The sequence below is a fragment of the Streptomyces sp. NPDC059010 genome, assembly GCF_042740355.1.
Lineage (GTDB): Bacteria > Actinomycetota > Actinomycetes > Streptomycetales > Streptomycetaceae > Streptomyces.
The window spans coordinates 51,366-77,138 of the sequence record NZ_JBHYJA010000018.1; the positions used below are offsets into that span (position 1 = coordinate 51,366).

At 70.4% G+C, this 25,773-nt stretch carries 21 protein-coding genes and 1 pseudogene; 15 read left to right on the plus strand and 7 right to left on the minus strand.

Going from position 1 to position 25,773, the window contains the following annotated elements; genetic code table 11:
* Window positions 1–2: 2 nt before the first annotated feature.
* Window positions 3–479, minus strand: a complete 477-nt coding sequence (locus ACFWYS_RS20940) for a hypothetical protein (protein ID WP_384770830.1) — start codon at window positions 477–479, stop codon at window positions 3–5.
* Between the two features lie 156 nt (window positions 480–635).
* Here ACFWYS_RS20940 and ACFWYS_RS20945 point away from each other — a divergent pair, with 156 nt between their 5' ends.
* The 4 genes from ACFWYS_RS20945 (at window position 636) to ACFWYS_RS20960 (ending at window position 4,049) form a co-directional block, all read left to right on the plus strand.
* Window positions 636–1,202, plus strand: coding sequence for a hypothetical protein (locus ACFWYS_RS20945; RefSeq protein ID WP_384770833.1), 567 nt, complete (start codon window positions 636–638; stop codon window positions 1,200–1,202).
* On the plus strand, window positions 1,177–2,469 hold the full coding sequence (locus tag ACFWYS_RS20950; RefSeq protein ID WP_384770835.1) for an ABC transporter substrate-binding protein: 1,293 nt from the start codon (window positions 1,177–1,179) through the stop codon (window positions 2,467–2,469). Before ACFWYS_RS20945 ends, ACFWYS_RS20950 begins: the two co-directional genes overlap by 26 nt.
* Before the next feature lie 69 nt (window positions 2,470–2,538).
* Window positions 2,539–2,988, plus strand: coding sequence for a hypothetical protein (locus ACFWYS_RS20955; RefSeq protein WP_384770838.1), 450 nt, complete (start codon window positions 2,539–2,541; stop codon window positions 2,986–2,988).
* Between the two features lie 20 nt (window positions 2,989–3,008).
* Complete coding sequence (locus ACFWYS_RS20960; protein WP_384770841.1) at window positions 3,009–4,049, plus strand: helix-turn-helix transcriptional regulator; 1,041 nt, start codon at window positions 3,009–3,011, stop codon at window positions 4,047–4,049.
* A 43-nt stretch (window positions 4,050–4,092) separates the two neighbouring features.
* Here the strand turns inward: ACFWYS_RS20960 and ctaD are convergent.
* Window positions 4,093–5,760, minus strand: a pseudogene (gene ctaD / locus ACFWYS_RS20965) (cytochrome c oxidase subunit I); the annotation flags it as partial.
* Window positions 5,761–6,113: 353 nt separating this feature from the next.
* Between ctaD and ACFWYS_RS20970 the strand changes: the two are divergent.
* Entirely contained in the window at window positions 6,114–6,329 is a 216-nt protein-coding gene (locus tag ACFWYS_RS20970; protein ID WP_384770844.1) for an I78 family peptidase inhibitor, read from the plus strand.
* 54 nt (window positions 6,330–6,383) lie between these two features.
* On the opposite strand, the gene ACFWYS_RS20975 is transcribed toward ACFWYS_RS20970, so the two are convergent.
* Together ACFWYS_RS20975 and ACFWYS_RS20980 are read right to left on the minus strand one after the other, a co-directional pair.
* On the minus strand, window positions 6,384–7,421 hold the full coding sequence (locus tag ACFWYS_RS20975; RefSeq protein ID WP_384770847.1) for a phosphatase PAP2 family protein: 1,038 nt from the start codon (window positions 7,419–7,421) through the stop codon (window positions 6,384–6,386).
* Window positions 7,422–7,658: 237 nt separating this feature from the next.
* Entirely contained in the window at window positions 7,659–8,849 is a 1,191-nt protein-coding gene (locus ACFWYS_RS20980; protein WP_384770849.1) for a glycosyltransferase family 39 protein, read from the minus strand.
* A 258-nt stretch (window positions 8,850–9,107) separates the two neighbouring features.
* On the opposite strand from ACFWYS_RS20980, the gene ACFWYS_RS20985 reads away from it, so the two are divergent.
* Window positions 9,108–10,715: an MFS transporter gene (locus ACFWYS_RS20985; RefSeq protein WP_384770852.1), complete on the plus strand. Its 1,608-nt coding sequence runs from the start codon at window positions 9,108–9,110 to the stop codon at window positions 10,713–10,715.
* A 191-nt stretch (window positions 10,716–10,906) separates the two neighbouring features.
* The gene (locus tag ACFWYS_RS20990; protein ID WP_384770855.1) at window positions 10,907–12,097 is read left to right on the plus strand and encodes an acyl-CoA dehydrogenase family protein; all 1,191 of its coding nucleotides are present in this window, start codon (window positions 10,907–10,909) and stop codon (window positions 12,095–12,097) included.
* A gap of 36 nt (window positions 12,098–12,133) precedes the next feature.
* On the opposite strand, the gene ACFWYS_RS20995 is transcribed toward ACFWYS_RS20990, so the two are convergent.
* On the minus strand, window positions 12,134–12,571 hold the full coding sequence (locus tag ACFWYS_RS20995) for a cell division protein SepF (protein WP_272116506.1): 438 nt from the start codon (window positions 12,569–12,571) through the stop codon (window positions 12,134–12,136).
* A 322-nt stretch (window positions 12,572–12,893) separates the two neighbouring features.
* On the opposite strand from ACFWYS_RS20995, the gene ACFWYS_RS21000 reads away from it, so the two are divergent.
* The 4 genes from ACFWYS_RS21000 to ACFWYS_RS21015 all read left to right on the plus strand — a co-directional run bounded on the left by ACFWYS_RS21000 (window position 12,894) and on the right by ACFWYS_RS21015 (window position 17,883).
* Window positions 12,894–14,195, plus strand: a complete 1,302-nt coding sequence (locus ACFWYS_RS21000; protein WP_384770858.1) for a DUF5685 family protein — start codon at window positions 12,894–12,896, stop codon at window positions 14,193–14,195.
* A 416-nt stretch (window positions 14,196–14,611) separates the two neighbouring features.
* Window positions 14,612–15,517, plus strand: a complete 906-nt coding sequence (locus tag ACFWYS_RS21005; protein ID WP_384770860.1) for a S1 family peptidase — start codon at window positions 14,612–14,614, stop codon at window positions 15,515–15,517.
* 171 nt (window positions 15,518–15,688) lie between these two features.
* Window positions 15,689–16,522, plus strand: a complete 834-nt coding sequence (locus ACFWYS_RS21010; RefSeq protein ID WP_384770863.1) for a slipin family protein — start codon at window positions 15,689–15,691, stop codon at window positions 16,520–16,522.
* Between the two features lie 278 nt (window positions 16,523–16,800).
* Window positions 16,801–17,883, plus strand: a complete 1,083-nt coding sequence (locus ACFWYS_RS21015) for a S1 family peptidase (protein ID WP_384770866.1) — start codon at window positions 16,801–16,803, stop codon at window positions 17,881–17,883.
* A 90-nt stretch (window positions 17,884–17,973) separates the two neighbouring features.
* On the opposite strand, the gene ACFWYS_RS21020 is transcribed toward ACFWYS_RS21015, so the two are convergent.
* The gene (locus ACFWYS_RS21020) at window positions 17,974–19,035 is read right to left on the minus strand and encodes a DUF3533 domain-containing protein (RefSeq protein WP_384770869.1); all 1,062 of its coding nucleotides are present in this window, start codon (window positions 19,033–19,035) and stop codon (window positions 17,974–17,976) included.
* Between the two features lie 184 nt (window positions 19,036–19,219).
* On the opposite strand from ACFWYS_RS21020, the gene ACFWYS_RS21025 reads away from it, so the two are divergent.
* On the plus strand, window positions 19,220–22,732 hold the full coding sequence (locus ACFWYS_RS21025) for a DNA polymerase III subunit alpha (RefSeq protein WP_384770872.1): 3,513 nt from the start codon (window positions 19,220–19,222) through the stop codon (window positions 22,730–22,732).
* Window positions 22,729–23,703, plus strand: coding sequence for a hypothetical protein (locus ACFWYS_RS21030; protein WP_384770875.1), 975 nt, complete (start codon window positions 22,729–22,731; stop codon window positions 23,701–23,703). The genes ACFWYS_RS21025 and ACFWYS_RS21030 overlap by 4 nt, the downstream gene beginning before the upstream one ends.
* Window positions 23,704–23,706: 3 nt before the next feature.
* Here the strand turns inward: ACFWYS_RS21030 and ACFWYS_RS21035 are convergent, their stop codons facing one another.
* Window positions 23,707–24,081: a cupin domain-containing protein gene (locus ACFWYS_RS21035; protein WP_384770878.1), complete on the minus strand. Its 375-nt coding sequence runs from the start codon at window positions 24,079–24,081 to the stop codon at window positions 23,707–23,709.
* Window positions 24,082–24,164: 83 nt separating this feature from the next.
* On the opposite strand from ACFWYS_RS21035, the gene ACFWYS_RS21040 reads away from it, so the two are divergent.
* Together ACFWYS_RS21040 and ACFWYS_RS21045 are read left to right on the plus strand one after the other, a co-directional pair.
* Entirely contained in the window at window positions 24,165–24,611 is a 447-nt protein-coding gene (locus tag ACFWYS_RS21040) for a MarR family winged helix-turn-helix transcriptional regulator (protein WP_384770880.1), read from the plus strand.
* Between the two features lie 173 nt (window positions 24,612–24,784).
* Window positions 24,785–25,687: an esterase/lipase family protein gene (locus ACFWYS_RS21045; RefSeq protein ID WP_384770883.1), complete on the plus strand. Its 903-nt coding sequence runs from the start codon at window positions 24,785–24,787 to the stop codon at window positions 25,685–25,687.
* Window positions 25,688–25,773: the final 86 nt, after the last annotated feature.

A 25,773-nucleotide genomic window follows, 5' to 3' on the forward strand; every position in this document is an offset into this window, starting at 1 on the left:
CCTCAGTCGTCCGCTTCGGCGGGCTCACAGATCGGGCACGGGCCCAGTTCGCCGCTCCTCACCAGCTTCGCATCGACGGGGACGGCCTCCACCTTGCCCGCCACCAGAGGGCAGTCCGCGCGGTGCCAGAGGGTGCCGCCGGGCACCATCCGCAGGTCCCCGCTGATCGCGAGCGGCGCGGCCGCGCCCTGCCCGGACTCCTCGGCGTCGGCCGGCTCGGCGGCCACCAAAAGGCCGTACAGCTCCTCCACGCGCGCGGCGGCGAGCGCGCCCCGGCCATGGGTCAGCAGCACCGATGCGGCGATGATCAGCGCGGCGCCGGGCACCGTGCAGGAGGCGAGATACGGCAGCTGCCGCTCGGCGAACCGCTCGCCGGAGATGCCGTACCAGCCGATGACGCACAGCACCGCCCCGGCCGCGAGCGCGGCCCAGCCGGCCCACAGCACGGGGTGCACGGTCCGCAGTCGGGCTGTCCGCATCGCCGGCTCCCACACGTCGGGTTTCGGTGCATGCACAAGGGGTTTCTGCGCATGTGCCTGTCCATGTCAGCCAATGGCTTGCACTATGCCTCCTGCAAGCTGACCCTGAAAGCACCGGGCGCACACGGCCCGGATCGACACCCGGTGGTGAGCCAGATGGTTCTCGGGAGCGACGTCAGGCGGAGCAACGCGCACAGGGGGCGTGGCCCACGGGCGGCCGGACGGGGGACCGCACTGGCGGCCACCCTGCTCCTCTTCCTCGCCCCGGCCCTCGCGGCCTGCAGCGACGACGAGGGAGGCGGCGGCAACGAGACCCCGCCCACCCCGACCGTCGAGCGGACCTCTCCGGCCGCCTCGGCGCCCGCCGACGCGGGGGCCGCCGAGACGGAGATCGAGCAGAACTGGCAGAAGTTCTTCGACCCGGCCACCTCCACGAAGGACAAGCAGACAGTCCTGGAGAACGGCGAGCGGATGGCGCCGGTCCTGCAGGCCTTCAGCGGCGACGAGCGCGGCGGGCAGGTCCAGGCGAAGGTCTCCAAGGTCGAGTTCACCTCGCCGACCGAGGCGAACGTGACGTACGACCTGACCCTGAAGGGCGCGACCGCCCTGCCGAACGCCTCCGGGACCGCGGTCGAGCAGGACGGCACCTGGAAGGTGTCCGCCAAGACCCTGTGCGCGCTGGTCCAGATGAGCGGCAATGGGTCGCCGATCCCGGGGTGCTGAGGCGGCGATCGCCGTGGTGGTGCTGGCTCTGAGTACGGCGTGCGGCAGCCGGCTGCCGGAGAGCGACTTCGAGCACCGCGACCGGGGCGCTCCCTCGGCGCCGGCGGACCGCACCCCGATCCGCGTCGGCATCATCACCAGCGCCACCAGCCCCGTCGGCGGCAATGCCTTCACCGGCCCGCGCGACGGCGCCAAGGCCTTCTTCGAGCGCCTCAACGCGCGCGGGGGCGTCGACGGCCGCCCGGTCGAGGTGCGCGAGTGCGACGACGGCGGCAGCGGCGTCGGCAACAGCGAGTGCGTGCACGAGCTGACCGACGAGGAGCGGGTCGTCGCCCTGGTCGCCACCACCGCCCTGGACTACGCGGGCGCGGCACGCGTCTCCCACGCACGCGTGCCCGACATCGGCGGCCAGCCCATCGGGGCCGCCTACGACACCTACCCGCACCTGTACGGCATCTACGGCAGCCTCGCGCCCCGCGACGGCACCACCGGGTGGGACGGCAAGCAGTACGGCGGCACCGAGGTCTACCGGTACTTCAAGCGCGAGCACGGCGCCCGTACGGCCGCCGTCGTCTCGTACAACCAGCCCGCCTCCGCCGCCTACGCCCGGCTGGTCGAGCGGGGGCTGAAGGCCGAGGGCTACAAGGTGGTCACCGAGCAGGTCGACTTCGCACTGCCCAACTTCCGCGCGGTGGCGGCCGATCTGAAGGAGCAGGGCGCCGACCTCGTCTTCGACGCCATCGACACCCACGGCAACGCCCGGCTGTGCGAGGCGATGGACGACGTCGGCGCCGAGGTCACCGCCAAGGTCACGAACGTACAGAACTGGACGTCCACCGTCGCCGAGGACTACAAGGACTCCCCGCGCTGCCGCAACGCCCTGTGGGCGACCGGGTCGTCCCGCAACTACGAGGACACGGACCAGGACGCCGTACGCGAGTTCCGGGACGCCACCAAGGGGCTCACGACGCACTCCCAGTGGCAGCTGGAGGGCTGGGCGGCGGCGAAGTGGTTCACGGACGCGGCGAAGGCGTGCGCCGGACAGGGCGTCACGCGCGCGTGCGTCGACGACCACATGAACCGCAGTCAGGGCTACACCGCCGACGGCCTGCTGATCCCGGTCAGGTTCGAGCGGCTGCCCGAGCCGCCCGAGAGCCGCCGTACCTGTCTGTCGGTGGCCCGCTGGGAGGACGGCCGGGGCTGGATCTCGCAGGGAGACATGAACACCACGTGCTTCGACGTCCCGCAGCTGTCGTATCAGCCGTGAGGGGCAACCAAAAGGTCGTATCGCCGGTCCAACTGACGGAGCAGAGCGCCGAAGGAGGAACCGCACCGCATGACGACGCACGTGTCGCACGCCGCACCACTGCGCGCCGACTGCATCGCGGATTCGGCCGGCGGACTGACCTTCGACGTCAGCGCGTCCGGCGCCGCCGACGAAGCCCACCTGGTGCTGCGCCACCGCGAGGGCCACGAGGAGCTCAGCCTCCCGCTGACCCCCGCCGCACGCGGCCGCCTGCGCGCCGCCCTCCCCAGCAGCGTCGCCCTGCCGGAGGGCCACTGGGACGCGTACGCCAGCGTGACGGAGGAGGAGTCGGACCACCGTCTGGTTCCGGGTGCCATGGACGTACACCCCCTGGCGGATCGAGTCCCCTACGAGACACGACAGGGAAACCTCAGCGTCGAATGCCGGGTCCCGGCAACGCCGTTAGGGGCGCGGGGAACTGCGCGACGAGCCACCCCCGGACCCGCACCCGCCCGCGAACGCATACCCCCGAACCATTAGGCGACTGGCAGACTCGGATCATGCTGGACACATCCGCGCGACTGCTGCGGCTGCTCTCCCTCCTCCAGGCCCACCGAGAATGGTCCGGAGCCGCACTCGCCGAACGCCTCGACGTCACCCCACGCACCGTCCGCCGTGACGTCGACCGCCTGCGCGAACTCGGCTACCCGGTCAACGCCAGCCCCGGCACCGGCGGCGGCTACCAGCTCGGCGCCGGAGCGGAGCTCCCCCCGCTGCTGCTGGACGACGACGAGGCGGTCGCCGTCGCCGTCGGCCTGCGCACCGCCGCCGGACAGGGCATCGAGGGCATCGGCGAGACCTCGGTGCGGGCCCTCGCCAAGCTGGAGCAGGTCCTGCCGAACCGGCTGCGCCGCCGTGTCGGCGCCCTCAACGCCTTCACCGTGCCGATGCTGCGCGGCCCCCAGCCCTCCGCCGTCGACCCGGCCGTCCTGACCGAACTCGCCAACCTCTGCCGGGACGCCGAACGCCTGCGCTTCGAGTACCGCGACCACGAGGGCGCCCCCACCCGCCGCAGTGTCGAACCGCACCGCCTGGTGTGCAGCGAACGCCGCTGGTACCTGGTCGCCTGGGACCTCGACCGCGACGACTGGCGTACGTTCCGCGTCGACCGCATCACCCCCAGGCCGCCGCACGGCCCGCGCTTCGCCCCGCGCACCCCGCCCGCCGAGGACCTCGCCGCCTACGTCTCCCGGGGCGTCTCCACGCGCGCGTACGCCTCGCACGCCGTCATCCGGCTGCTGGTGCCCCTGGAGGAGGCGGCCGAGAGGGTCTCGCCCACGGCAGGGCAGCTGGAGGCGGAGGGGCCGGACAGCTGCCTGCTGCGCACCGGCGCCGGGAGCCTCGACGTGATGGTCATCCATGTGATGCTGATGGGCTTCGAGTTCGAGGTCGTGGAGCCGGTCGAACTGGTCGAGGCGATCAGGACGGCTCAGGGCCGGCTTGCTCGCTCCTTGGCTCGGGCTGCGGAGCCTCCAGCGCGTGCTGAGGGTGATGCAGATCGAACGCCGGGGACTCCGAGCGGATCCGCGGCAGTGTCGTGAAGTTGTGCCGCGGGGGCGGGCAGGAGGTGGCCCACTCCAGGGAGCGGCCGTAGCCCCAGGGGTCGTCGCCCTCGACCCTCTTGCCGTACTTGGTGGTCTTCCAGACGTTGTAGAGGAACGGCAGCGTCGACAGGCCGAGCAGGAAGGCGCCGATGGTGGAGACGGTGTTCAGGGCGGTGAAGCCGTCGGCCGCCAGATAGTCGGCGTAGCGGCGCGGCATGCCCTCCGCGCCCAGCCAGTGCTGCACCAGGAACGTGGTGTGGAAGCCGACGAACAGCGTCCAGAAGTGGATCTTGCCGAGCCGTTCGTCCAGCATCTTCCCGGTGAACTTGGGCCACCAGAAGTGGAACCCGGCGAAGATCGCGAAGACGACCGTGCCGAAGACGACGTAGTGGAAATGGGCGACGACGAAGTACGAGTCGGAGACATGGAAGTCCATCGGCGGTGACGCCAGGATCACCCCCGTCAGACCGCCGAACAGGAACGTCACCAGGAAGCCCGTCGCCCACAGCATCGGGGTCTCGAAGGACAGCGAGCCCTTGATCATGGTCCCGGTCCAGTTGAAGAACTTCACTCCCGTGGGGACGGCGATCAGGAAACTCATGAAGGAGAAGAAGGGCAGCAGCACCGCGCCGGTGACGAACATGTGGTGCGCCCACACCACGATCGACAGACCGGTGATCGCCATCGTCGCCCCGACCAGCGTCAGATAGCCGAACATCGGCTTGCGGGAGAAGACCGGGATGATCTCGCTGATGATGCCGAAGAACGGCAGGGCGATGATGTAGACCTCGGGATGGCCGAAGAACCAGAACAGGTGCTGCCACAGCAGCGCCCCGCCGTTGTCCGCGTCGAACACCACCGAGCCGAACCGGCGGTCCGCCTCAAGGACCAGCAGCGCCGCCGCCAGCACCGGGAACGCCATCAGGATCAGGATCGACGTGAACAGCGTGTTCCACACGAAGATCGGCATCCGGAACATGGTCATGCCGGGCGCGCGCATCCCGATGATCGTGGTGATGAAGTTGACCGCGCCCAGGATCGTGCCGAAGCCGGCCAGCGCCAGGCCCATGATCCACAGGTCGGGGCCGATGCCGGGGGAGTGCTCCGGGCTGTTGAGCGGGGCGTAGGCGAACCAGCCGAAGGCGGCGGGCCCGTCGGGCACGATCAGCGAGCCCATCACGATCAGGCCGCCGAACAGGAACAGCCAGTACGAGAGCATGTTCAGCCGGGGGAAGGCCACGTCCGGGGAGCCGATCTGCAGCGGCATCAGCTCGTTGGCGAAGCCCGCGAAGCTCGGGGTCGCGAACAGCAGCAGCATGATCGTGCCGTGCAGGGTGAACGCCTGGTTGAACTCCTGGTTGGTGAGCAGCTGCAGCCCCGGCCGGGCCAGCTCGGCCCGCATCAGCAGGGCCATGACACCGCCGGCCAGGAAGAACACGAACGACGTGATCAGGTAGAGATGGCCGATCTTCTTGTGGTCGGTGGTGGTCAGCCAGTCGACGATCACACGGCCGCCGGGCTGCTTGGGCCGCGCGGGCCCCTCCGTCGCCGGTGCGGTCTGTGTCCCCATCGCTCGCTCGCCCCTTCGCTCGCCGCGTCCCGGGCCCGCTGAAGCCCGCGCCGCACGCGCCGACGCGAGCTCACGCCATGATGCTCGCGTCGGCAGTGCTCCGACAGAGGGCGTGCGGGGGTTCTGTGCTGAAACCATGCACTTTCCGTGCGGCACCGGCTCCCGCGGCCCGCGCGCCCGCTGTGGCCGCGGCGAATGCGCGGCGGTGGGAAAAGGAGTCCGAAAACAGTTCCCGGGGAACTTTTCCGCCGGGTTATTGGCCGGGTCCGTGCGACACGCGGAAATTACGATCGAATGCCTGCGGAAGGCCTATGGAACCCCTCGTCCGTGTGACGAAGTGTGCATGAAACACGTGTCGTGGTTCTGTGACAAAAGCGTGACCGGAGGGGGATGTGTGACCTGGATGGCAGCTACATACGACCTCGATGACGGCTACAAAGGTCCCCGGACGGCACTGGCCCGACCCTTCGTGCAGGCCCTAGCGTGGCGCCATGGCACCCATTCCGAAACCCCCCGCCGAACCCCAGGACAATCCGGACGTATATGTCGGACTCGATACGGAACGGGCCGAGCGGCTCGCCCGTGACCGAGGGTGGTCGACGGTGCGTTCGCTGCCGCCGGGGGCGATCATCACCATGGAATACCTGAGCGGTCGCCTGAACTTCGAGGTCAAGGACGGCCGGGTGGCGCGGGCCTGGAAGGGCTGACGACGTGCGAAGACCCCGGTTCCTGACGGGAACCGGGGCCTTCTGCCGTGCTGGTCAGCCGCCTGCGAGCGGGCGGGCCGCCGGGGCCGAGCCCCGCGGGATGCGGTCCGTGTGCGGCGGGCGGCGGCTGCCGGCCGGGGTGACCGGGGTGCGCTCCGCGCGGGCCGAGTGCGGGCCCGGAGTCAGATAGGCGGGCTGGTGCACGGTCGCCCGGGGGGAGTGCGCCGTGGGCGTCGCCTCGCGGGCCGCGACCTCCTTGTCGGCGGGCGCGGGCCGCGGCTTGAGCAGCACGGGCGCCTCGACCGGGGCCGTCGGCACCGGAACGCTGCCGGTCCGGCGCTCGCGCAAGCGGTCGCGCAGGTCCAGGATCCAGCTCTCGGAGCGGGTGATCAGCGGCTCGAACCACGGCAGGGCGAGCAGGATCAGCAGGCCCGCGGCCCAGCCGAGCAGTACGTCGCTCAGCCAGTGCGTACCGAGGTACACGGTGGACAGGCCGACGCCCAGCGAGGTCACCGCCGACACGGCCGACAGCCAGCGGCGCGCTCTCGGCGTCGAGGCCAGATAGGCGAGGATTCCCCAGGTCACCACGGCGTTGGCGGTGTGGCCGCTGGGAAATATATCGCCGCCCAGCCACATCTCGTTCGAGCCGATGCTGGTCGCGTAGTGCGGTCCGAGGCGGCCCATGCCGAGCTTGGCGGCACCGACGGTGATGTTCAGCAGGAGCAGCGAGACACCGAGCGCGAGCAGCGGCCGCAGCGTGTGCTGCCGCCAGGAGCGCCAGCCCAGCCAGGCCGCGACCATCACTGCGGTGGGGCCGCGCTGGCCGAGCACCACGTAGTAGTCGACGAAGGCGTGGATCTCCGACCACTGCTGGTAGGGCCGGAAGAACATCACCTGCCAGTCCAGCCGGACCAGCCAGGAGGTGATCACGATGGCCCACACGATCGCCACGTAGAAGGCCAGGGTCGCGCCCAGCAGCACGATCCTGTGCCGGCTCATTTCGGGCACGCTGATGTGAGCCGGTCGTTCCGGCTCACGATCCAGCCTGGCGAACACCCGGTCCAGACGGGTGGGCTTCCGTTCGGTACGCACCCAATCGACGTTACAGCGAGTGAGCTCGGAACCCGGTCGATTCAACGGCTTTGTGATGACGATGTGATGTGGGATTCCTCTCAGGTGGAGGTTTAATTCCAGTGAATCCGCAATCACCTGGCAGTGCGGCCTTCAATTCTTTTGATCATTCCGGATGGGGGGTTTATTACGCTTTTGAGTTCGTTCACCGGGGCATAATCCGGAATTCTCTCGGCGCACACCGGCGCTCACCCGTGGTCAGGGCGGACCGCTGCCGTTCAGCCAGAACGCCCCGTACACCGCCGACGCCACGGCCACCGCCCCCAGCACCAGCGCCGACCTGCGCGTACGCAGCCCGGCGAGGGACCGGGCGAGCGGCAGCAGCAGCGGAAACGCGGGCAGCAGCAGGCGCGGTTTCGAGCCGAAGTAGCTCGACGCGCACAGGGCGAGCGCGGTCACGACGCCCGCGTACACCAGGAGCGGCAGCGGCTGGCGTTGCCGTACACAGACGACATACAGCCAGCCCACCAGGCCGACTCCGACGATCAACCCGACCCCCGCCAGAGCCGACGGAAACGACGTGAACTTTTCGCCGACGAATCGGGCGAAGGCGTATCCGCCGTCGAAACCGTTGCGCCAGCCCGCCTGGACGTCGAGATAACCCAGGGGACCCTTGCCGGTGCGGTGCCCGACCCACAGGACGTACCCGGCGGCGCCGAGCGGGGCGAGCAGCATGCCGAGGACGCGGCGCACCGTCGGGCCGGGGGCGCGTGCCGGGGCGTCCGCGCCCGTCGCCCGCTCCGCGCTTCGCTCCCGCACGAACGAGGCGATGGCCGCCGCCCACACCGCCGCGACCACGGCCAGTCCCACCGGACGGGTCAGCCCGGCCAGCAGGGCCAGCGTGCCCGCCGTGAGCCAGCGGCCGGTCAGCACCGCGTACAGCGACCAGGCCGCCAGCGCCGTGAACAGCGACTCGCTGTACGCCATCGACTGCACGATCCCGACCGGCAGCACCGCCCACAGCAGGACGGCGCACACCCCGACCCGACGGCCGTACACATGCTCCGCCACCGCGAAGATCCCCCAGGCCGCGGCGAGCGAGGCGAGCACACTTACGACGAAGCCGCCGTCGGCGTACGACAGTGGGGACACCTGCGCGACCAGCCGCTCCAGCCAGGGCAGCAGCGGGAAGAACGCGAGGTTCGAGTGCACGTCCCCGTTGGGCAGGCGCACCTCGTAGCCGTAGCCCAGTTCGGCGACCCTGGAGTACCAGAGCGCGTCCCAGCGGGCCGTCAGCAAGGTGTACGCGTCCTTGTCGCGCGCCGCGCTCCACAGGGTCAGGGCGAGCAGGCCCAGGGCGCGTACGGCCGCGTACCCGAGGAGCGCCGGGGCGGCCCGGCGCAGCGCCTCGGAGCGGGCCGGAGCCACGCGCATCGCAAGATCGGTCACGGGCTCGATTATCGGCCCGGCCTGAATCGGGAGGTCGGACGGGACGCGGCCGAGGGGGAGGGAGTGGCGTATGCCACACTCGTTGCGCCGGACGTGTGAGAGGTCCGCCACTCGGCACAGACGAGGACTCGCGTACCCTGACGAATCACTCGCCCTTCGTAGCGCGGGCCGGAGACCACCGCTCCTCTCCGGCCGAGTCACGGGAAGTCCCCACCCCGTGAGCCCGCCGGGGCGAGGGAACATCTGGGAGGTACGTACATGTCCGGGACGACCACGGCCGCCGCTGCGCTGCGCCGTCGGGCGGCCGGGGCCGGTGCCAACCGCTGGGTCGTCCTCGTCGTCCTCTGTGTCAGCCTGCTGCTCGTCGCCGTCGACGCGACCGTGCTGCACGTGGCGGTGCCCGCCGTCACCGAGGACCTCCGCCCCGGCGCGATAGAACTGCTCTGGATCGTCGACATCTACCCGCTGGTCTGCGCCTCGCTGCTGATCCTCTTCGGCACGCTCGGCGACCGGGTCGGCCGCAGACGCGTCCTGCTGCTCGGATACGGCCTCTTCGGCCTCGCCTCCGGGCTCGCCGCCCTCGCGCACGACCCGCAGGTGCTGATCCTGGCCCGCGCCCTGCTCGGCGTCGGCGGCGCGATGATCATGCCCGCGACCCTGTCGATCCTGCGCCAGGTCTTCCCCGACCGGCGCGAGCGGGCCCTCGCCATCGGCATCTGGAGCGCCGTCGCCGCCGTGGGCGCCGCGGTCGGGCCGCTGCTCGGCGGCTTCCTCCTCGAACACTTCTGGTGGGGCTCGGTCTTCCTCGTCAACATCCCGCTGATGCTGGTCAGCCTGCCGGTCGGCCGGCTGCTGCTGCCCGAGTCCAAGGGCGACGGCAAGGGCCCCTGGGACGTGGTCGGCGCGCTGATGGCGGCGGCCGGACTGTTCGGCGTCGTACTCGGCGTGAAGCGGCTCGGCGGCGGGGAGCAGGTGGCCAGCCTGCTCACCCTGGTGCCGCTGGTCGTCGGCGCCGCGCTGCTGATCCTCTTCGTACGACGGCAGAGGCGCCGGGCGTATCCGCTGGTGGACCTGAAGATGTTCGCGCGGCCGGCGTTCAGTACGTCCGTCGGGTGCATCGTGCTGGCGATGCTGGCGCTGGTCGGGCTCGAACTGATCGCGGCGCAGTATCTGCAGCTGGTGCTCGGGCTGTCGCCGCTGGAGACGGGGCTACGGCTGCTGCCGCTGACCTTCGCCGCGATGGCGGCCGGGCTGGCGGGGGCGCGGCTGCTGCGGCGGTTCGGGCCGCGGCGCATGGTGTGCGCCGGGTTCGTGCTGACGGCCCTCGCGGTGCTGCTGCTGACGGCGATGGGCGGCGAGGACAACACCGGGCTGCTGCTGGCCGGGTTCCTGCTGCTGGGCTTCGGGCTGGAGACGACGCTCTTCGGGGCGTACGAGTCGATGCTCAGCGAGGCTCCGCCGGAGCAGGCCGGCGGGGCGGCGGCGATCGGTGAGACGTCGTACCAGCTGGGCGCGGGGATCGGTATCGCGTTGCTGGGCAGCGTGATGAACGCGGCGTACGCGCCCGGGCTGTCCGATGTGTCGGGCGTGCCGGCGTCGGCCTCCACGGCCGCCGCGCACTCGTTGGGGGAGGCGTACGAGGTCGCCGGGCAGCTCGGCGGGCCTGCCGGGGTCGCCCTGCGGCATGCGGCGCGGCACTCCTTCGTGCACGGGCTGCATGTGACGTTGCTGGTGAGCGCGGTGCTGTTGCTGCTCGGCGCGGTGATGGCGCTGCGGCTGCCGCGGGCCATGCAGTGCGAGGCACCTCCGGTGGAGGCGGACATTCCTGGACCCAGGGAAGTCGTGGAGTCCCGCGTCTCCGCCTGACCAAGGCCTTCTGCCACCCACGCACCATCCGTTTCCGGTTCCTCGATGGCTGGACCTTTCCCGTGGGGTTTCCTCGCCGTCGGCGGCCTGGGTCCGTCGTGTGCACTGGACTCGCGGGACACTGCGTCGTAGCGTCTGCCCAGAGCCGTGACTAGCGGTGCTAGTTTTAATCCTTGCCGGAGGGTGTCCTGATGTCCGCGTCCTCGAAGTTGCCCCCGTTCGACCCCGCCGACCCCCTCGGCATCGACGACCTCCTGGAGCCCGAGGACCTTGCCGTTCGGGGCACGGTGCGGGCCTGGGCGACGGATCGGGTCGTGCCGTATGTCGCCGAGTGGTACGAGAACGGCGAGCTGCCGGGGATCCGGGAACTCGCCCGGGAGCTCGGGGAGATCGGTGCCCTCGGGATGTCCCTGGAGGGCTACGGGTGCGCCGGGGCCTCCGCCGTGCAGTACGGGCTCGCCTGTCTGGAGCTGGAGGCCGCCGACTCCGGGATCCGGTCCCTGGTGTCCGTGCAGGGCTCTCTCGCCATGTACGCCATTCACCGGTTCGGGAGCGAGGAGCAGAAGCAGACGTGGCTGCCCCGGATGGCCTCCGGTGAGGTCATCGGGTGCTTCGGACTGACCGAGCCCGACCACGGTTCCGACCCCGGCTCCATGCGGACGTACGCCAAGCGGGACGGCTCCGACTGGGTGCTGAACGGGCGGAAGATGTGGATCACCAACGGGTCCGTCGCCGGGGTCGCCGTGGTGTGGGCGCAGACCGACGAGGGGATCCGCGGGTTCGTCGTGCCGGCCGACAGCGCCGGGTTCTCCGCCCCGGAGATCAAGCACAAGCTGTCGCTGCGCGCCTCCGTCACCAGTGAGCTCGTGATGGACGACGTACGGCTGCCGGCCGATGCCGTGCTGCCGGAGGTGGTCGGGCTCAAGGGGCCGCTCAGCTGTCTCTCGCACGCCCGGTACGGGATCGTGTGGGGGGCGATGGGTGCGGCGCGTTCCTGCTTCGAGGCCGCTGTCGACTACGCGAAGACGCGGGAGCAGTTCGGCCGGCCGATCGGGGGCTTCCAGCTCACCCAGGCCAAACTCGCCGACATGGCGCTCGAACTGCACAAGGGGATCCTGCTCGCCCACCATCTGGGGCGGCGGATGGATGCCGGCCGCCTGCGTCCCGAGCAGGTCAGCTTCGGCAAGCTCAACAACGTCCGCGAGGCCATCGACATCTGCCGTACATCACGGACGATTCTCGGTGCCAACGGGATCTCGCTCGAATACCCCGTGATGCGGCACGCGACCAACCTCGAATCGGTGCTCACCTACGAGGGCACCGTCGAGATGCACCAGCTCGTGCTGGGCAAGGCGCTCACCGGACTCGACGCCTTCCGCTGACCCCACCAGGGGGCAGGGCCGGTGAGCGGCCCTGCCTCAGCTCTGGTTGTAGAAGCCGTCCTCGCGGTGCGGCGCCCGCTCACTGCTGACGATCTCCGTGTCGGCCGGGCTCAGCAGGAACACCCGGTTGGACACCCGGTCGATCGAGCCGCGCAGACCGAAGATGAGCCCCGCCGCGAAGTCGACGACGCGCTTGGCGTCGGCGGGCTCCATGGCCGTCAGGTTCATGATGACCGGGACGCCGTCCCGGAACAGCTCGCCGATGGCCCGGGCGTCCCGGAAGCTGTCCGGGGTGACCGTGCCGATACGACGGCCCTTCTCCTCGGCGACGTCCGAGGCCACCTTGACCCTCGGATCGGTGACCCAGGCATCCCCGGGCTCGGTCCCCTCGGAGTAGTCGTCGTCGTAGTAACGCTCGTCATCGTTGTCGTCAACGAGGCCCAGCCAGGCACTCGCCTTGCGCACCGATCCCATGGACGCCTCCTCTCACAGCGGTCCTTTTCGCATTCCGCATCCCTATGGTCATCCATGATGCGGACGTCGTGCCAAGTGGATAGACGCCGCGCGGGGGGTTTGTGACGGTACTGGTGCACAGCGAATCCGTCGAGAGGCCGTGTCCCCCAAGGGGCATGCCACGTACGGCTGCTGACTGTGAGTGAAATATGATTCTTCGCGGCGTATGGGTGAGGCGGGGTGCGTACGGGTGAACGACGCGACCGTGGCGCTCGCTGCGCCGATCGGTACGATGCGCCAGCTCAGCGTCGTCGGAACGCCGTAAGAACCTCGGGGGAGCGTCGTGTTCGGAATCGTCAGGCCCTGTCGCCATCGGCTCGGAGAGAAGCTCACCGGGCAGTGGATGGCGCATTTGTGCGGGCTGTGCCTCTCGTTGCGCGGGGACCATGGACAGCTCGCGCGGATCGTCACGAACTATGACGGGCTCCTCATCTCCGTCCTGACGGCGGCTCAGGCCGAGACGGTCAGCGGGCTGCAGCGTACGGCGGGACCGTGCCCGTTGCGCGGGATGCGCACCGCGTCCGTCGCCCAGGGGGAGGGTGCCCGCCTCGCCGGCGCCGTCTCGCTGGTGCTCGCCTCGGCCAAGGTGCGCGACCATGTGGCCGACGGGGACGGGCTGCTGGCCCGCAGGCCGGTGGCGCTCGCCGCGCGCCGGGTGGCCGCGGGGTGGGGTGCGGCGGGTGCCCGCAGCGGCTCGGCCGTCGGGTTCGACACCGCCGTACTCGTCGACGCCGTGGACCGGCAGATCGGCATCGAGGCGCTGGCCGGGATCGGGACGTCGATCCTGGCCGTGACCGAGCCGACCGAGACGGCGACCGCCGCAGCCTTCGCGCACACCGCGATCCTGGCCGGACGGCCGGGCAACGCCGAACCGCTCGCCGAGGCCGGGCGCCTCTTCGGACGGCTGGCACACCTCCTGGACGCCGTGGAGGACCGGGCCGCCGACGCCGAGTCGGGTGCGTGGAACCCGCTCACCGCGACCGGGACCTCGCTCGCCGAGGCGCGCCGGCTCGCCGACGACGCCGTGCACGGGGTGCGGCTGGCGCTGCGCGAGGTGGCCTGGGGGTCCGGAGGCTCCCCGGAAGGGCACAGCGCGGACGCCAGGCTGGCGCATCTGCTGCTCGTCCATGAACTGCGGCGCTCGGTGGACCGGGTGTTCGGCACGGTGCCGATGTGCGCGTCGCACCAGCCCGGGCCTTACGGGCAGCAGCCGCAGCCTCCACAGCAGCCGCAGCAGGGGCCGTACGGGGCGCCGCAGAATCCGTATGCCGGTGGCGGGAATCCGTACGCCGGCGGGAACCCGTACGCGGGTGGCGGGGGAGTGCCCGGCGGTGGTGCCGGTGGCTTCGGCGGAGGCGGCGGTGGTGACTTCGGCGGGTTCGGTGGCGCAGCGGCGCCCCAGCCGCCGAAGGGACGGCGTGGGTTCTGGGCCGGCTGCGGGATGTTCTGGCTGCTGTGCTGCACCTGCAAGCTGTGCTGCGCCAAGGAGTACGAGGGCCCGTGGTCCCGTAAGAAGCGCGAGGGCTGCTGCCGCGACTGCGACTGTGACGGCTGCGACTGCTGCTGCCCCTGCGACGGCTGCTAGAGGCAGTTCGGGCTCACCCCGTGCGAGGCGACTTCCGGACATCTCCGGGGTGTGGACAGCCGATGCCGATGGAGCTGTCCGGGCCGGGTGTGGGGGGTGTACGGGGAGCGTCGGCTGGTTGTGTTGATGCACGAGGGGGCGTGCGGGGTGGGTGACTTCGGCCGTGGTCCGAGACAGGGCGCGACTCGTGTCGAGAGCAGCGCTGACCGGGGCGGTTGTGGCCAATCAGCGCAGATCGTTCAAAAGTTGACGGCCGAAAGGCGCCCTTGCGGCTACCCGTCCTTCGGCCGAATACTCCCCCTCAGCGCTTGTCAGGGGCACGGCGTGTTCGGAATCCGGAGACGATCGGCCAGCTGACTGCGCCTCACGGGCCCCGACCCCACGCGGGCCCCCGGCTTCCCTGGAGGGAACGAAAAGTGAGGATCGAGCGCACCACCCCCCGCAGCGGCATTGCGAGACGGACCCGGCTGATCGCCGTATCCACCGGCCTCATGGCCGCAGCCGCGATCGCGATCCCCAACGCGAACGCCGCCGACACTCCCACCACTTTCAGCGCCGCCCAGCTCAAGAGCGCCAGCGGCTCCGTGCTGAAGGCCGACATCCCGGGCACCGCCTGGGCCGTCGACAGCAAGACCGGCCGTGTGGTCGTCACCGCCGACAGCACTGTCTCCCAGGCGGAGATCGCGAAGATCAAGCAGCGGGCCGGGACCAACGCCGACGCGCTCACGATCAAGCGCACCCCCGGCAAGTTCAGCAAGTTCATCCAGGGCGGCGACGCCATCTATGCGAGTAGCTGGCGCTGCTCGCTCGGCTTCAACGTCCAGGACAGCAGCGGCAACCAGTACTTCCTGACGGCCGGCCACTGCACCGACGGTGCGGGCACCTGGTACTCCAACTCCGGCCGCACCACGGTCATCGGCTCGACCGCCGGGTCCAGCTTCCCGGGCAACGACTACGGCATCGTGCGCTACTCCGGTTCCGTCAGCCGGCCCGGCACCGCGAACGGCGTCGACATCACCCGCGCGGCCACGCCGAGCGTGGGCACCACCGTCATCCGCGACGGCTCCACCACCGGCACCCACAGCGGCCGGGTCACCGCCCTGAACGCGACCGTCAACTACGGTGGCGGCGACGTCGTATCCGGCCTGATCCAGACCACGGTCTGCGCCGAGCCCGGCGACTCCGGCGGTTCGCTGTACGGCAGCAACGGCACGGCTTACGGTCTGACCTCCGGTGGCAGCGGCAACTGCACCTCCGGCGGCACGACCTTCTTCCAGCCGGTCACCGAGGCCCTCAGCGCGTACGGCGTCAGCGTCTACTGACGTCCGTCCGGAGCTCGGGTCCGGTATGGCCTGAACCGCAGCCGGCAGCATGAGAGCCCCCGCACGCAACTGCCGTGCGGGGGCTCGCCCTTGGTCGTGAGGCGGGGTTACCGTCGGAGTACAGGCAGGACTCTCCTGTAACGCGCCCACGTCGGACCCTGGGGGTCGGTGATGGTCGAGGAGCTGGTGGTGGCGGGAGTGACGCTCGCGTCCGCCGCAGTGGTGTACGTCGCGGCGGCCGCGCGGGTCGTCAAGCAGTACGAACGGGGCGTGGTCTTCCGCCTCGGCAGGCTCCGGCCGGAAGTGCGCGGGCCCGGGTTCACGATGATCGTTCCGGGCTTCGACCGGCTGCAGAAGGTGAACATGCAGATCGTGACGATGCCCGTGCCCGCGCAGGAGGGCATCACACGGGACAACGTCACCGTGCGGGTCGACGCCGTCGTCTACTTCAAGGTGACCTCACCGGCCGAGGCGGTCGTGCGGGTGCAGGACTACCGGTTCGCGGTCTCGCAGATGGCGCAGACCTCGCTCAGGTCCATCATCGGCAAGAGCGAGCTGGACGATCTGCTGTCCAACCGCGAAAAGCTCAACCAGGGGCTGGAGTTGATGATCGACAGCCCGGCGGTCGAGTGGGGTGTGACGATCGACCGGGTGGAGATCAAGGATGTCTCGCTGCCCGAGACCATGAAGCGGTCGATGGCCCGGCAGGCGGAGGCCGACCGGGAGCGGCGGGCGCGGGTGATCAACGCCGACGCGGAGCTTCAGGCCTCGAAGAAACTGGCCGAGGCCGCTCATCAGATGTCCGATGCACCGGCTGCCCTTCAGCTGCGGCTGCTGCAGACGGTGATGGCGGTGGCGGCCGAGAAGAACTCCACCTTGGTGCTGCCGATTCCGGTGGAATTGTTGCGATTTCTTGAGAAAGGTGCGGGGGGTGCGGGTGAACGTCCGCCGCTCGAACCCCGCTTGGATTCGGATCCTGAGGGGTCGAATTCAAGACAGGAGTAGACCTCACGCGTTGCTTATGGTTCGCTCGCTGGCGGTGTTTGCTGTGCGAAGGGAGCGGGTGTGACTGTGCACGGTCAAGACGGCGGGGGGCGCGCAACCGTGTTCTACGCGCGTCCGGAAGTCGACCTTGTGTGCTCCCTTCGAACCTAGGAATAGTGAGAGATGTTCAACCGGTGCGGGTGCGGCTTTTGTTGTGAGTCGTCCCCGTGGCCGTACGCCTTCCGGTCCGCCGAGGTCCCCACAACCTCTCGGGCCGACCCCCCACAGGAGGACGTGAGTTGAAGCACCGACGCATACCCAAGCGGCGTGCAGCCCTGGCAGGTGCGGGTATCGCCGCACTGGTGGCCGCGGGCGTTACTTTGCAGTCTGCGAACGCGAGTGAGACGCCTGAGGCGTCCTCGCCGAAGCTCCTTTCGATCGGCGCGGCCGGAAAGCTCGCCTCTACGCTCGCCAAGGACCTCGGCACGGATGCCGCGGGTACCTACTACGACGCGCAGGCCAAGAACCTTGTGGTGAACGTCCTCGACGAGGCCGCCGCCGACGCCGTCGAGGCGGCCGGTGCCAAGGCGCGGGTCGTCGAGAACTCGCTCGCCGAGCTGAAGAGCGCCCGTACGACGCTCAAGCAGGACGCGACCATTCCCGGCACCTCCTGGATGACGGACCCGACGACCAACAAGGTTGTCGTGACCGCCGACCGTACGGTGTCCAAGGCCGAGCTGGCCAAGCTCGGCAAGGTGGTCGACGGGCTGGGTGCCACGGCGGAACTGAAGCGGACGAAGGGGGAGTTCAAGCCCTTCGTCGCCGGTGGTGACGCGATCACCGGTGGCAGCGGGCGCTGCTCGCTCGGCTTCAACGTGGTCAAGGGCGGCGAACCGTTCTTCCTGACCGCCGGGCACTGCACGGAGTCGATCTCCACCTGGTCGGACTCCAGCGGGAACGAGATCGGGAAGAACGAGACGTCCAGCTTCCCGGACAACGACTTCGGGCTGGTCAAGTACACGGCTGAGGTCGACCACCCGAGCGAGGTCAACCTCTACAACGGGTCCTCGCAGGCGATCAGCGGTGCCGCGGACGCCACCGTGGGTATGGCGGTCACCCGTAGTGGGTCCACCACCCAGGTGCACGAGGGCAAGGTGACCGGTCTGGACGCCACCGTGAACTACGGCAACGGTGACATCGTCAACGGGCTGATCCAGACCGACGTCTGCGCCGAGCCCGGTGACAGTGGTGGCTCGCTGTTCTCCGGTGACAAGGCGGTTGGGCTCACCTCTGGTGGCAGCGGTGACTGCACCTCCGGTGGGGAGACCTTCTTCCAGCCGGTGACCGAGGCGCTGTCTGCCACGGGTACCGAGATCGGCTGACGTACGTAGCTTTGTGGAGGTCCCGTCCCTGGTTGCTGGGGGGCGGGGCTTTCGCGTTCATGCCTGCGGCGGCCCTCGACTGGCCAGCCGCTACGGACCCGCGGTCGCCGTCGGGGCCGGCGTTCGGGCCTTGCCGCGCATCGTTGCTGCCAGGAGTGTGATCGCGATTCCTGCTGCTGCCCATGCTGAGAGGACCAGTAGGGAAGCGGTCATGTCGTTGCCGTTGAAGTAGGCGATCGAGCGGGTTGCCCAGGTGCCCGCGCCTGGTGGTAGGGCTGGGCCGATGTCTCGCCAGAACGGTGGGAGCAGTGGGGGTGGGAGGGCGCCGCCTGCGCTGGGGTTGCCCAGGATGACGATGATCAGGATGACCAGGCCGATGCCGGCCAGGCCGAAGATCGCCTGGAAGGCGAGGGTGGTCGCGCCCACCGCGAAGATGATCAGGGCGCCCAGGCCCCAGAGGGCGGCGATGCTGCCCGGCAGGGCGTCCAGGATCGGGCCGACGATCAGGGCGCCGCCCAGGCCGCCGACGAGGGCGACCACGGCCATGGCGATGAGGCGGATCACCGAGCGTTTCGTGGTGGGGCGGCGGGCGCCCGAGCTGATCGTCATGATCGATGCGCAGAGGTAGCCGCCCACGCACCAGCCCACGGTCAGGTAGAAGGACGTGAGCCCGTTGGCGTCGTGTGGGTCGGCGGCGGCCACGTCGACGGTGCGGAGGGTGCGGGCCTCGGACTTCTCCAGTGCGGTGACCAGGTTCTCCAGCGTCGTGGCCAGCACTCTTCCGCCTCCGGTGGCGACCAGGAGGGTGTCGGTGGTGCCTCTCGGGTCGATCAGCAGGGCGCCGTCGATCTCGCGGTTCAGGATCTGGGCGCGGGCCGTTGCCGGGTCGGGCAGTGAGCGGGGGTTCAGGGGGTCGCCGGGGAGGTTCTGCAGTCGGGTCACCGCCTGTTGGGCGGCCGCCTGGGGGGCCACCACTCCGAAGGGCACGTCCTTGGGTTTCGGGTCGTGGAGCGCGCCCACGTAGGAGGTGATGAAGAGCAGGGCGAGGGCCACCGTGCCGATCATGAGCAGCGTGGCCCGTGGGGTGACCGCGTCCTTCACCTCGGCCATGAAGGGGCTGCGGGGAGTGTCGGCGCCGGTGGTCTGCGTCATGCCCCCACGGTCCGGGGGTCCGGGCGTTTGCGCAGGTGGGAGGCGGCCGAACGGATGTCGTACGAGTGTTCGAGAAATGGGCTGGGGATGGTCTATGGTGGGGGTGGGGGAAGTGGGAACAGATGTTCGAGGTGTTCGAGGATCGGGGTTTTCGGTCCTGGGGCCATGAGTGCGGGAGGTGCGTGTGCCGGGGTTCACGCATCTGCACACCGCCTCCGGGTTCTCCTTGAGGTACGGCGCCTCGCACCCGGAGCGGCTGGCCGAGCGTGCCTCCGAGCGGGGCATGGACGCCCTGGCGCTCACTGATCGCGACACGCTCGGGGGTGCGGTTCGTTTCGCCAAGGCCTGTGCGGCGGCGGGGGTGCGGCCGCTGTTCGGGGTGGAGCTGGCCGTGGCGGGGTTCGAGGCTGCGGGGGCGGGCGAGACCCCGGGGCGGCGGCGGGCGCCCGTGCGTGGGGGTGCCTTTGTTGATGAGTCGATGTGCCGGGTCACCTTTCTCGCCCGGGGCGGGGCCCATGGGTGGGGTGATCTGTGCCGAATCGTTTCTGCCTCGCATGCGGGCCCTGGAGAGGGGCCGCCGGTGCTGCCCCGGGACGACAACCGGGGGGACGGGCTGACCGTCCTGCTCGGTACCGAGTCCGATGTCGGGCGCGCGCTCGCCGCCGGTCGTCCCGATCGGGCGGCCCGGCTGCTGGTGCCCTGGCGGGAGGTCTACGGCGACTCCCTGCGGCTGGAGGCCGTCTGGCACGGGCGCAAGGGCACCGGCCCGGGCTCGCTGCGCCTGGCCGCCCGTACCGTCGGCTTCGCCGCCGAGCAGCGGGTGCGGCCCGTGCTGAGCAACGCCGTCCGGTACGCCGACCCGGGGCTTGGGCCGGTCGCCGATGTGCTGGACTCCGCGCGGCGGCTCGTGCCCATCGACTCCACCAAGGAACTGGACTCCGGTGAGGCCTGGCTCAAGGGCGCGGGTGAGATGGCGCGTATCGCCGAGCGGGTCGTCGAGGCCGCCGGCTTCCGGCGCGACACCGCGTACCGGCTGCTGGAGCAGACCCGGGCGACGGCCGCCGAATGCCTGGTCGATCCCGAGGACGATCTGGGGATCGGCAGCGTCCACTTCCCCGAGCCGTATCTCGTCGGTGCCGGCCGGCGCACCGCCCAGCGGGCGCTCGCCTCGCGGGCGGTGGCGGGCATGGTGCTGCGCGGCTACGACGGGCGGCGGGCGTACTGGGAGCGGCTGCACCAGGAGCTGGACATCATCGCCCACCACGGGTTCGCCTCGTACTTCCTGACGGTCGCCCAAGTCGTCGATGACGTGAGGGAGATGGGGATCCGGGTGGCCGCGCGCGGCTCCGGTGCGGGGTCGCTCGTCAACCATCTGCTCGGCATCGCGCACGCCGATCCCGTGGAGCACGGGCTGCTGATGGAGCGCTTCCTGTCCAAACGGCGGCTGGTGCTGCCCGACATTGATGTCGATGTGGAGTCCGCGCGGCGGCTGGAGGTCTATCGCGCGATCATCGACCGGTTCGGGACCGAGAGGGTCGCGACCGTCTCGATGCCGGAGACCTATCGGGTGCGGCATGCGGTACGGGATGTGGGTGCGGCTTTGTCCATGGACCCCGCCGAGATCGACCGTATCGCCAAGTCCTTCCCGCACATCCGCGCGCGCGATGCCCGGGCGGCGCTGGAGGAACTGCCCGAGCTGCGGAAACTGGCGGGGGAGCGGGAGAAGTACGGCAAGCTGTGGGAGCTGGTCGAGGCGCTCGACGCGCTGCCGCGTGGCATCGCCATGCATCCGTGCGGGGTGCTGCTGTCGGATGCCTCCCTGCTCTCCCGTACGCCCGTCGTGCCGACCAGTGGCGAGGGCTTCCCCATGTCGCAGTTCGACAAGGACGACGTCGAGGACCTCGGGCTGCTCAAGCTCGATGTGCTGGGCGTGCGGATGCAGTCGGCGATGGCGCACGCGGTCGCGGAGGTGGAGCGGGCCACGGGGGAGCGGATCGACCTGGACGCCCTCGACTTCGAGCGGGGAGAAGGGGATCCGGCGACCTACCGGCTCATCCGTTCCACCGAGACCCTGGGCTGCTTCCAGATCGAGTCGCCCGGGCAGCGGGACCTGGTCGGGCGGCTCCAGCCGGCCACCTTCCATGATCTCGTCGTCGACATCTCGCTCTTCCGGCCCGGTCCGGTCGCCGCCGACATGGTGCGGCCGTTCATCGAGGCACGGCACGGGCGGGCGCCGGTGCGGTATCCGCACGAGGATCTGGAGGAGTCGCTGCGGGAGACGTACGGGGTCGTCGTCTTCCATGAGCAGATCATCGACATCGTGCACATCATGACCGGCTGTGGGCGGGACGAGGCCGACCGGGTGCGGCGCGGGTTGTCCGACCCCGAGTCGCAGGGGCGGATCCGGGTGTGGTTCGCGCAGCACGCGGCGGCCAGCGGATATGACGCGGAGACCATTCGGCGGACCTGGGAGATCGTCGAGGCCTTCGGGTCGTACGGCTTCTGCAAGGCGCACGCGGTCGCCTTCGCCGTGCCGACCTATCAGTCGGCCTGGCTGAAGGCCCATCACCCGGCCGCTTTCTACGCCGGGCTGCTCACGCATGATCCCGGGATGTATCCGAAGCGGCTGCTGCTGGCGGACGCGCGGCGGCGTGGGGTGCCGGTCCTGCCGTTGGATGTGAATGTGTCGGGGATCGCACATCGTATCGAACTGGTGTCTGAATCAGAGGGATCTGGGGGTTCGAAGGAGACCTGGGGGCTGCGGCTCGCCCTCTCCGACGTGCACGGCATCAGTGAGGCCGAGGCGGCTCGGATCGCGGACGGGCAGCCGTACGCCTCGCTGCTCGACTTCTGGGAGCGGGGCCGGCCCAGCCGTCCGCTCGCCCAAAGGCTTGCGCAGGTCGGTGCGCTGGACGCCTTCGGGGCCAACCGGCGTGATCTGCAACTGCATCTGACCGAACTGCACCGGGGCGCCCGGGGCGGTGGCGGAGGGCAGCTCCCGCTGGCGGGAGGGCGGAAGACGGCCCCGGCCGGGCTGCCCGACCTCACCTCGGCGGAGCGGCTCAGTGCCGAGCTGGGGGTGCTGTCGATGGATGCCTCGCGGAATCTGATGGACGACCACCGGGCGTTCCTGGACGAGTTGGGCGTCGTCTCGGCGCGGCGGCTGCGGGAGGCGCGGCACGGGGAGACCGTGCTGGTCGCGGGGGCCAAGGCGGCCACTCAGACGCCGCCGATCCGGTCCGGCAAGCGGGTCATCTTCAGCACCCTGGACGACGGGACGGGCCTGGTGGACCTTGCGTTCTTCGACGACTCGCATGATGTCTGCGCCCACACCGTCTTCCACTCCTGGCTGTTGCTGGTGCGGGGGGTCGTGCAGCGGCGGGGGCCGCGCAGTCTGAGTGTGGTGGGCTCCGCCGCCTGGAACCTCGCCGAGCTGATCGAGCTGCGCGCCGAGGGCGGGCTGGACGAGGTGGCGGCGCGGCTGGCGGAGCCGGTGGTGGCGCCGGAGGGGGCGGAGGCGGGGGGAGCGGGGTCGGAGGGGGCGGGGTCGGGGGACGGTGGGGATCCGGCGCGCGGGCGGCGAATCCATCTGCCCACCGGATACGAACTCAACCCGTGGGCCGATCTGCGCCCTGCGGGTCAAGAGCCTTCACAGGTACGGAAGTTGTGGCACCAGAGTCCGGGGAGTGCGGGATGACCATCCTCTGCGTACGTTTCCAGCTGCCGTCGATGTACGAGGCGGCCCTGCCCGGGCTGCTCGGACTGCTGGAGGACTTCACGCCGGTCGTTCAGGCGCTGCCACCGGACGGGGCGCTGGTCGATCTGCGGGGCGCCGAGCGGTACTTCGGGCGGGACGCGGTCGAGCTGGCGTCGGTGATCCGGGTGCGCGCCCTCGCCCACCACGGGGTCGACTGTGTGATCGGCGCCGGGCCGGGGCCGATGCTGGCCCGCGTGGCACTGGGGGACGCGCGGCCCGGGGTGACGTGCGCGGTGCCCGAGGAGCCGGACGCCATCGCGGAGTTCCTCGCCGGCAAGCCCGTCGCCGCGCTGCCCGGCGTCGGCGCCGCGACCGCCCGCACCCTGTGCGAGTACGGCCTCGACAGCCTGGGCCTGGTCGCCGCCGCGCCGCTGTCCACGCTCCAGCGGCTGGTCGGCGTGAAGGCCGGACGTGAGCTGCGCGAGAAGGCGAGCGGAATCGACCGGGGCCGGGTGGTGCCGAACGCCGTGTCGCGCTCGCTGGCCACCGAACGCCCCTTCACCCGGGACGAGCTGGACCCCGACCGGCACCGCCGCGCCCTGCTCTCGGCCGCCGAGGAACTGGGCGCCCGGCTGCGCGCCCTGGACAAGGTCTGCCGCACCCTGACCCTCACCGCCCGCTACGCCGACCGCTCCTCGACGACCCGCAGCCGCACCCTGAAGGAGCCGACGGCCCACTCGGCGGCGCTGACCAGGGAGGCGTACGGCATGTACGAGGCGCTCGGCCTCCAGCGCGCCCGGGTGCGCGCCCTCGCCCTGCGCGCCGAGGGGCTCGACCCCGCCGAGCAGGCCTCCTACCAGCTCAGCTTCGACCCGCTCGACGAGAAGGCCCGCCGTATCGAGGAGGTCGCGGACCGCGCGCGAGCGAAGTTCGGGCCGCGTGCGGTGATGCCGGGGTCGCTGGCGGCGTAGGCGTCAGCGTGCCCAGGGGGGTGCGATACGTGTCCCGTCCGCCAGTTCCGCCTCCAGACCGATGGAGGTCGTGACCCAGGTGATCGCGGTCCGGTCGGTCGGGTTCTCGACGGAGAGGGTGGCGCCGGGGTTGATGATCAGCGTGTCGCCCGCGGTGATACGGGTCGCGTGTCCGTCGAGGGAGACGAGCAGATCGCCGTCGAGCACGTGCAGGATCTCCTCCCTGTTGACCGTGTGTGCGGGCGCCTTGGTGCCGGGTGGGATCTCCCCGCGCCAGGCGCACAGTTCTTTGCTCCCGGTGAGGGGAGTGGCGTACGAGACGAAACGAGCACCGTGCATTTCGTGGACCAGGGCATCGGACGGGCGAACGACGGGCATGGCTGGTACCTCCATATGGTCAAGTTGATTGACTATATGGTCAAGCAGCTTGACCAATCCGTCAAGGGTGTTTCAATGCCTGCGTGCAGAACTCCGAAGCCATGGCCCTGTCCGCCGCCCTGCTCGCCGTCGCCGGTGAGCTCACGCAACGCATCAACGACGGTGTGCTCGCCCGGGGCTTCGAGGGGGTGCGGCCCGCGCACGGTTTCGCGTTCGCGCGGCTCGCTCCCGACGGTGCGACGGCCACCGACCTCGCCGTTCATCTCGGGGTGACCAAGCAGGCGGCGAGTCAGCTCGTCGACGAGATCGTGCGCAAGGGGTACGCCGAGCGGCGGCCGCATCCCGGTGACGCGCGGGCGCGGCTGGTCGTGCTGACCGAGCGGGGGTGGGCCTGCACTCGCGCGGCCGAGGAGGCGGCGGCGGAGGTCGTGCGGGGGTGGGGTGACGTGCTCGGTGAGGCGGAAGTGCGGGCACTGCTCGGGCAATTGGCGCGTATCGCGCCCTATGGGCCCATCCGGCCTGCCTGGTGATGGTTCATCGGTGGCATTGAACCGTCCCTGACTATCACTGGAAGTTTTTACTGACGCGTAACTTCACACCTCTACTACTCGCCCGTAACTTGACGGGTGAACAGCATCCTCGTGATCCGGATCACAGGGCGTAAGGCAGTCGCACCTCCCTTGAGCCGCAAGGAGATCACCCGATGCTGCCCTGGAAACGAGTGCTCAGACCCCTGGCCGCGCTGCTGCTGACCACCGCGGTCGCCGTCGTTCCCGCCGCCACCACCGCCCAGGCGGCCGAGGCGGCGGCGACTTCGAGCTGGGGGTCCCCCCTGCTCGGAGAGCTTGGGGGAGGCTGGAACGACTACTCCTGCAAGCCGTCCGCCGCCCATCCCCGCCCCGTCGTCCTTGTGCACGGCACCTTCGCGAACTCCGTCGACAACTGGCTGGGACTCGCGCCCTACTTGAAGGACCGCGGATACTGCGTCTTCTCCCTCGACTACGGCCAACTGCAGGGCGTGCCGTTCTTCCACGCGCTCGGCCCCATCGACAAGTCGGCCGAGCAGCTCTCCGCCTATGTCGACAAGGTGCTCGCCGCGACCGGCGCCGCCGAGGCCGACCTCGTCGGTCACTCGCAGGGCGGCATGATGCCCCGCTACTACCTCAAGTTCCTCGGCGGTGCCGCCAAGGTGAACGCCCTCGTCGGCATCGCGCCCAACAACCACGGCACCACGCTGTCCGGGCTCGCCAACCTGCTGCCGTACTTCCCCGGCGCGGAGGATCTGCTCAGCAGCGCCACCCCCGCCCTCGCCCAGCAGGTCGTCGGATCCGACTTCATGACCAAGCTGAACGCGGGCGGCGACACCGTCTCCGGCGTCCGCTACACGGTCATCGCCACCAAGTACGACGAGGTGGTCACGCCGTACCGGACCCAGTTCCTGAGCGGGCCCGGCGTGAAGAACGTCCTGATCCAGGACCTGTGCGCGGTCGACATATCCGAGCACGCGTTCCTGGGCCTGACCGACCGGATCGCCTTCCACGAGGTGACCAACGCGCTCGACCCGGCCCGCGCCACACCCACCACCTGTGCGTCCGCGACCGGTTGACCATGTGAGGACCGCACATACCACCGGGGGGGGGGCGGGCGGGGCCCCCCGGGGGGGGGGCTCATGCGGGGGTTCCGCCCGTCGGG

What these genes read in the sequence shown, in the direction of transcription:
- ACFWYS_RS20940 (WP_384770830.1), bottom strand. Translation starts at nt 479, where the DNA reads ATGCGGACAGCCCGACTGCGGACCGTGCACCCCGTGCTGTGGGCCGGC.
- ACFWYS_RS20945 (WP_384770833.1), top strand. Translation starts at nt 636, where the DNA reads ATGGTTCTCGGGAGCGACGTCAGGCGGAGCAACGCGCACAGGGGGCGT.
- ACFWYS_RS20950 (WP_384770835.1), top strand. Translation starts at nt 1,177, where the DNA reads ATGGGTCGCCGATCCCGGGGTGCTGAGGCGGCGATCGCCGTGGTGGTG.
- ACFWYS_RS20955 (WP_384770838.1), top strand. Translation starts at nt 2,539, where the DNA reads ATGACGACGCACGTGTCGCACGCCGCACCACTGCGCGCCGACTGCATC.
- ACFWYS_RS20960 (WP_384770841.1), top strand. Translation starts at nt 3,009, where the DNA reads ATGCTGGACACATCCGCGCGACTGCTGCGGCTGCTCTCCCTCCTCCAG.
- ACFWYS_RS20970 (WP_384770844.1), top strand. Translation starts at nt 6,114, where the DNA reads ATGGCACCCATTCCGAAACCCCCCGCCGAACCCCAGGACAATCCGGAC.
- ACFWYS_RS20985 (WP_384770852.1), top strand. Translation starts at nt 9,108, where the DNA reads ATGTCCGGGACGACCACGGCCGCCGCTGCGCTGCGCCGTCGGGCGGCC.
- ACFWYS_RS20990 (WP_384770855.1), top strand. Translation starts at nt 10,907, where the DNA reads ATGTCCGCGTCCTCGAAGTTGCCCCCGTTCGACCCCGCCGACCCCCTC.
- ACFWYS_RS20995 (WP_272116506.1), bottom strand. Translation starts at nt 12,571, where the DNA reads ATGGGATCGGTGCGCAAGGCGAGTGCCTGGCTGGGCCTCGTTGACGAC.
- ACFWYS_RS21010 (WP_384770863.1), top strand. Translation starts at nt 15,689, where the DNA reads ATGGTCGAGGAGCTGGTGGTGGCGGGAGTGACGCTCGCGTCCGCCGCA.
- ACFWYS_RS21020 (WP_384770869.1), bottom strand. Translation starts at nt 19,035, where the DNA reads ATGACGCAGACCACCGGCGCCGACACTCCCCGCAGCCCCTTCATGGCC.
- ACFWYS_RS21030 (WP_384770875.1), top strand. Translation starts at nt 22,729, where the DNA reads ATGACCATCCTCTGCGTACGTTTCCAGCTGCCGTCGATGTACGAGGCG.
- ACFWYS_RS21035 (WP_384770878.1), bottom strand. Translation starts at nt 24,081, where the DNA reads ATGCCCGTCGTTCGCCCGTCCGATGCCCTGGTCCACGAAATGCACGGT.
- ACFWYS_RS21045 (WP_384770883.1), top strand. Translation starts at nt 24,785, where the DNA reads ATGCTGCCCTGGAAACGAGTGCTCAGACCCCTGGCCGCGCTGCTGCTG.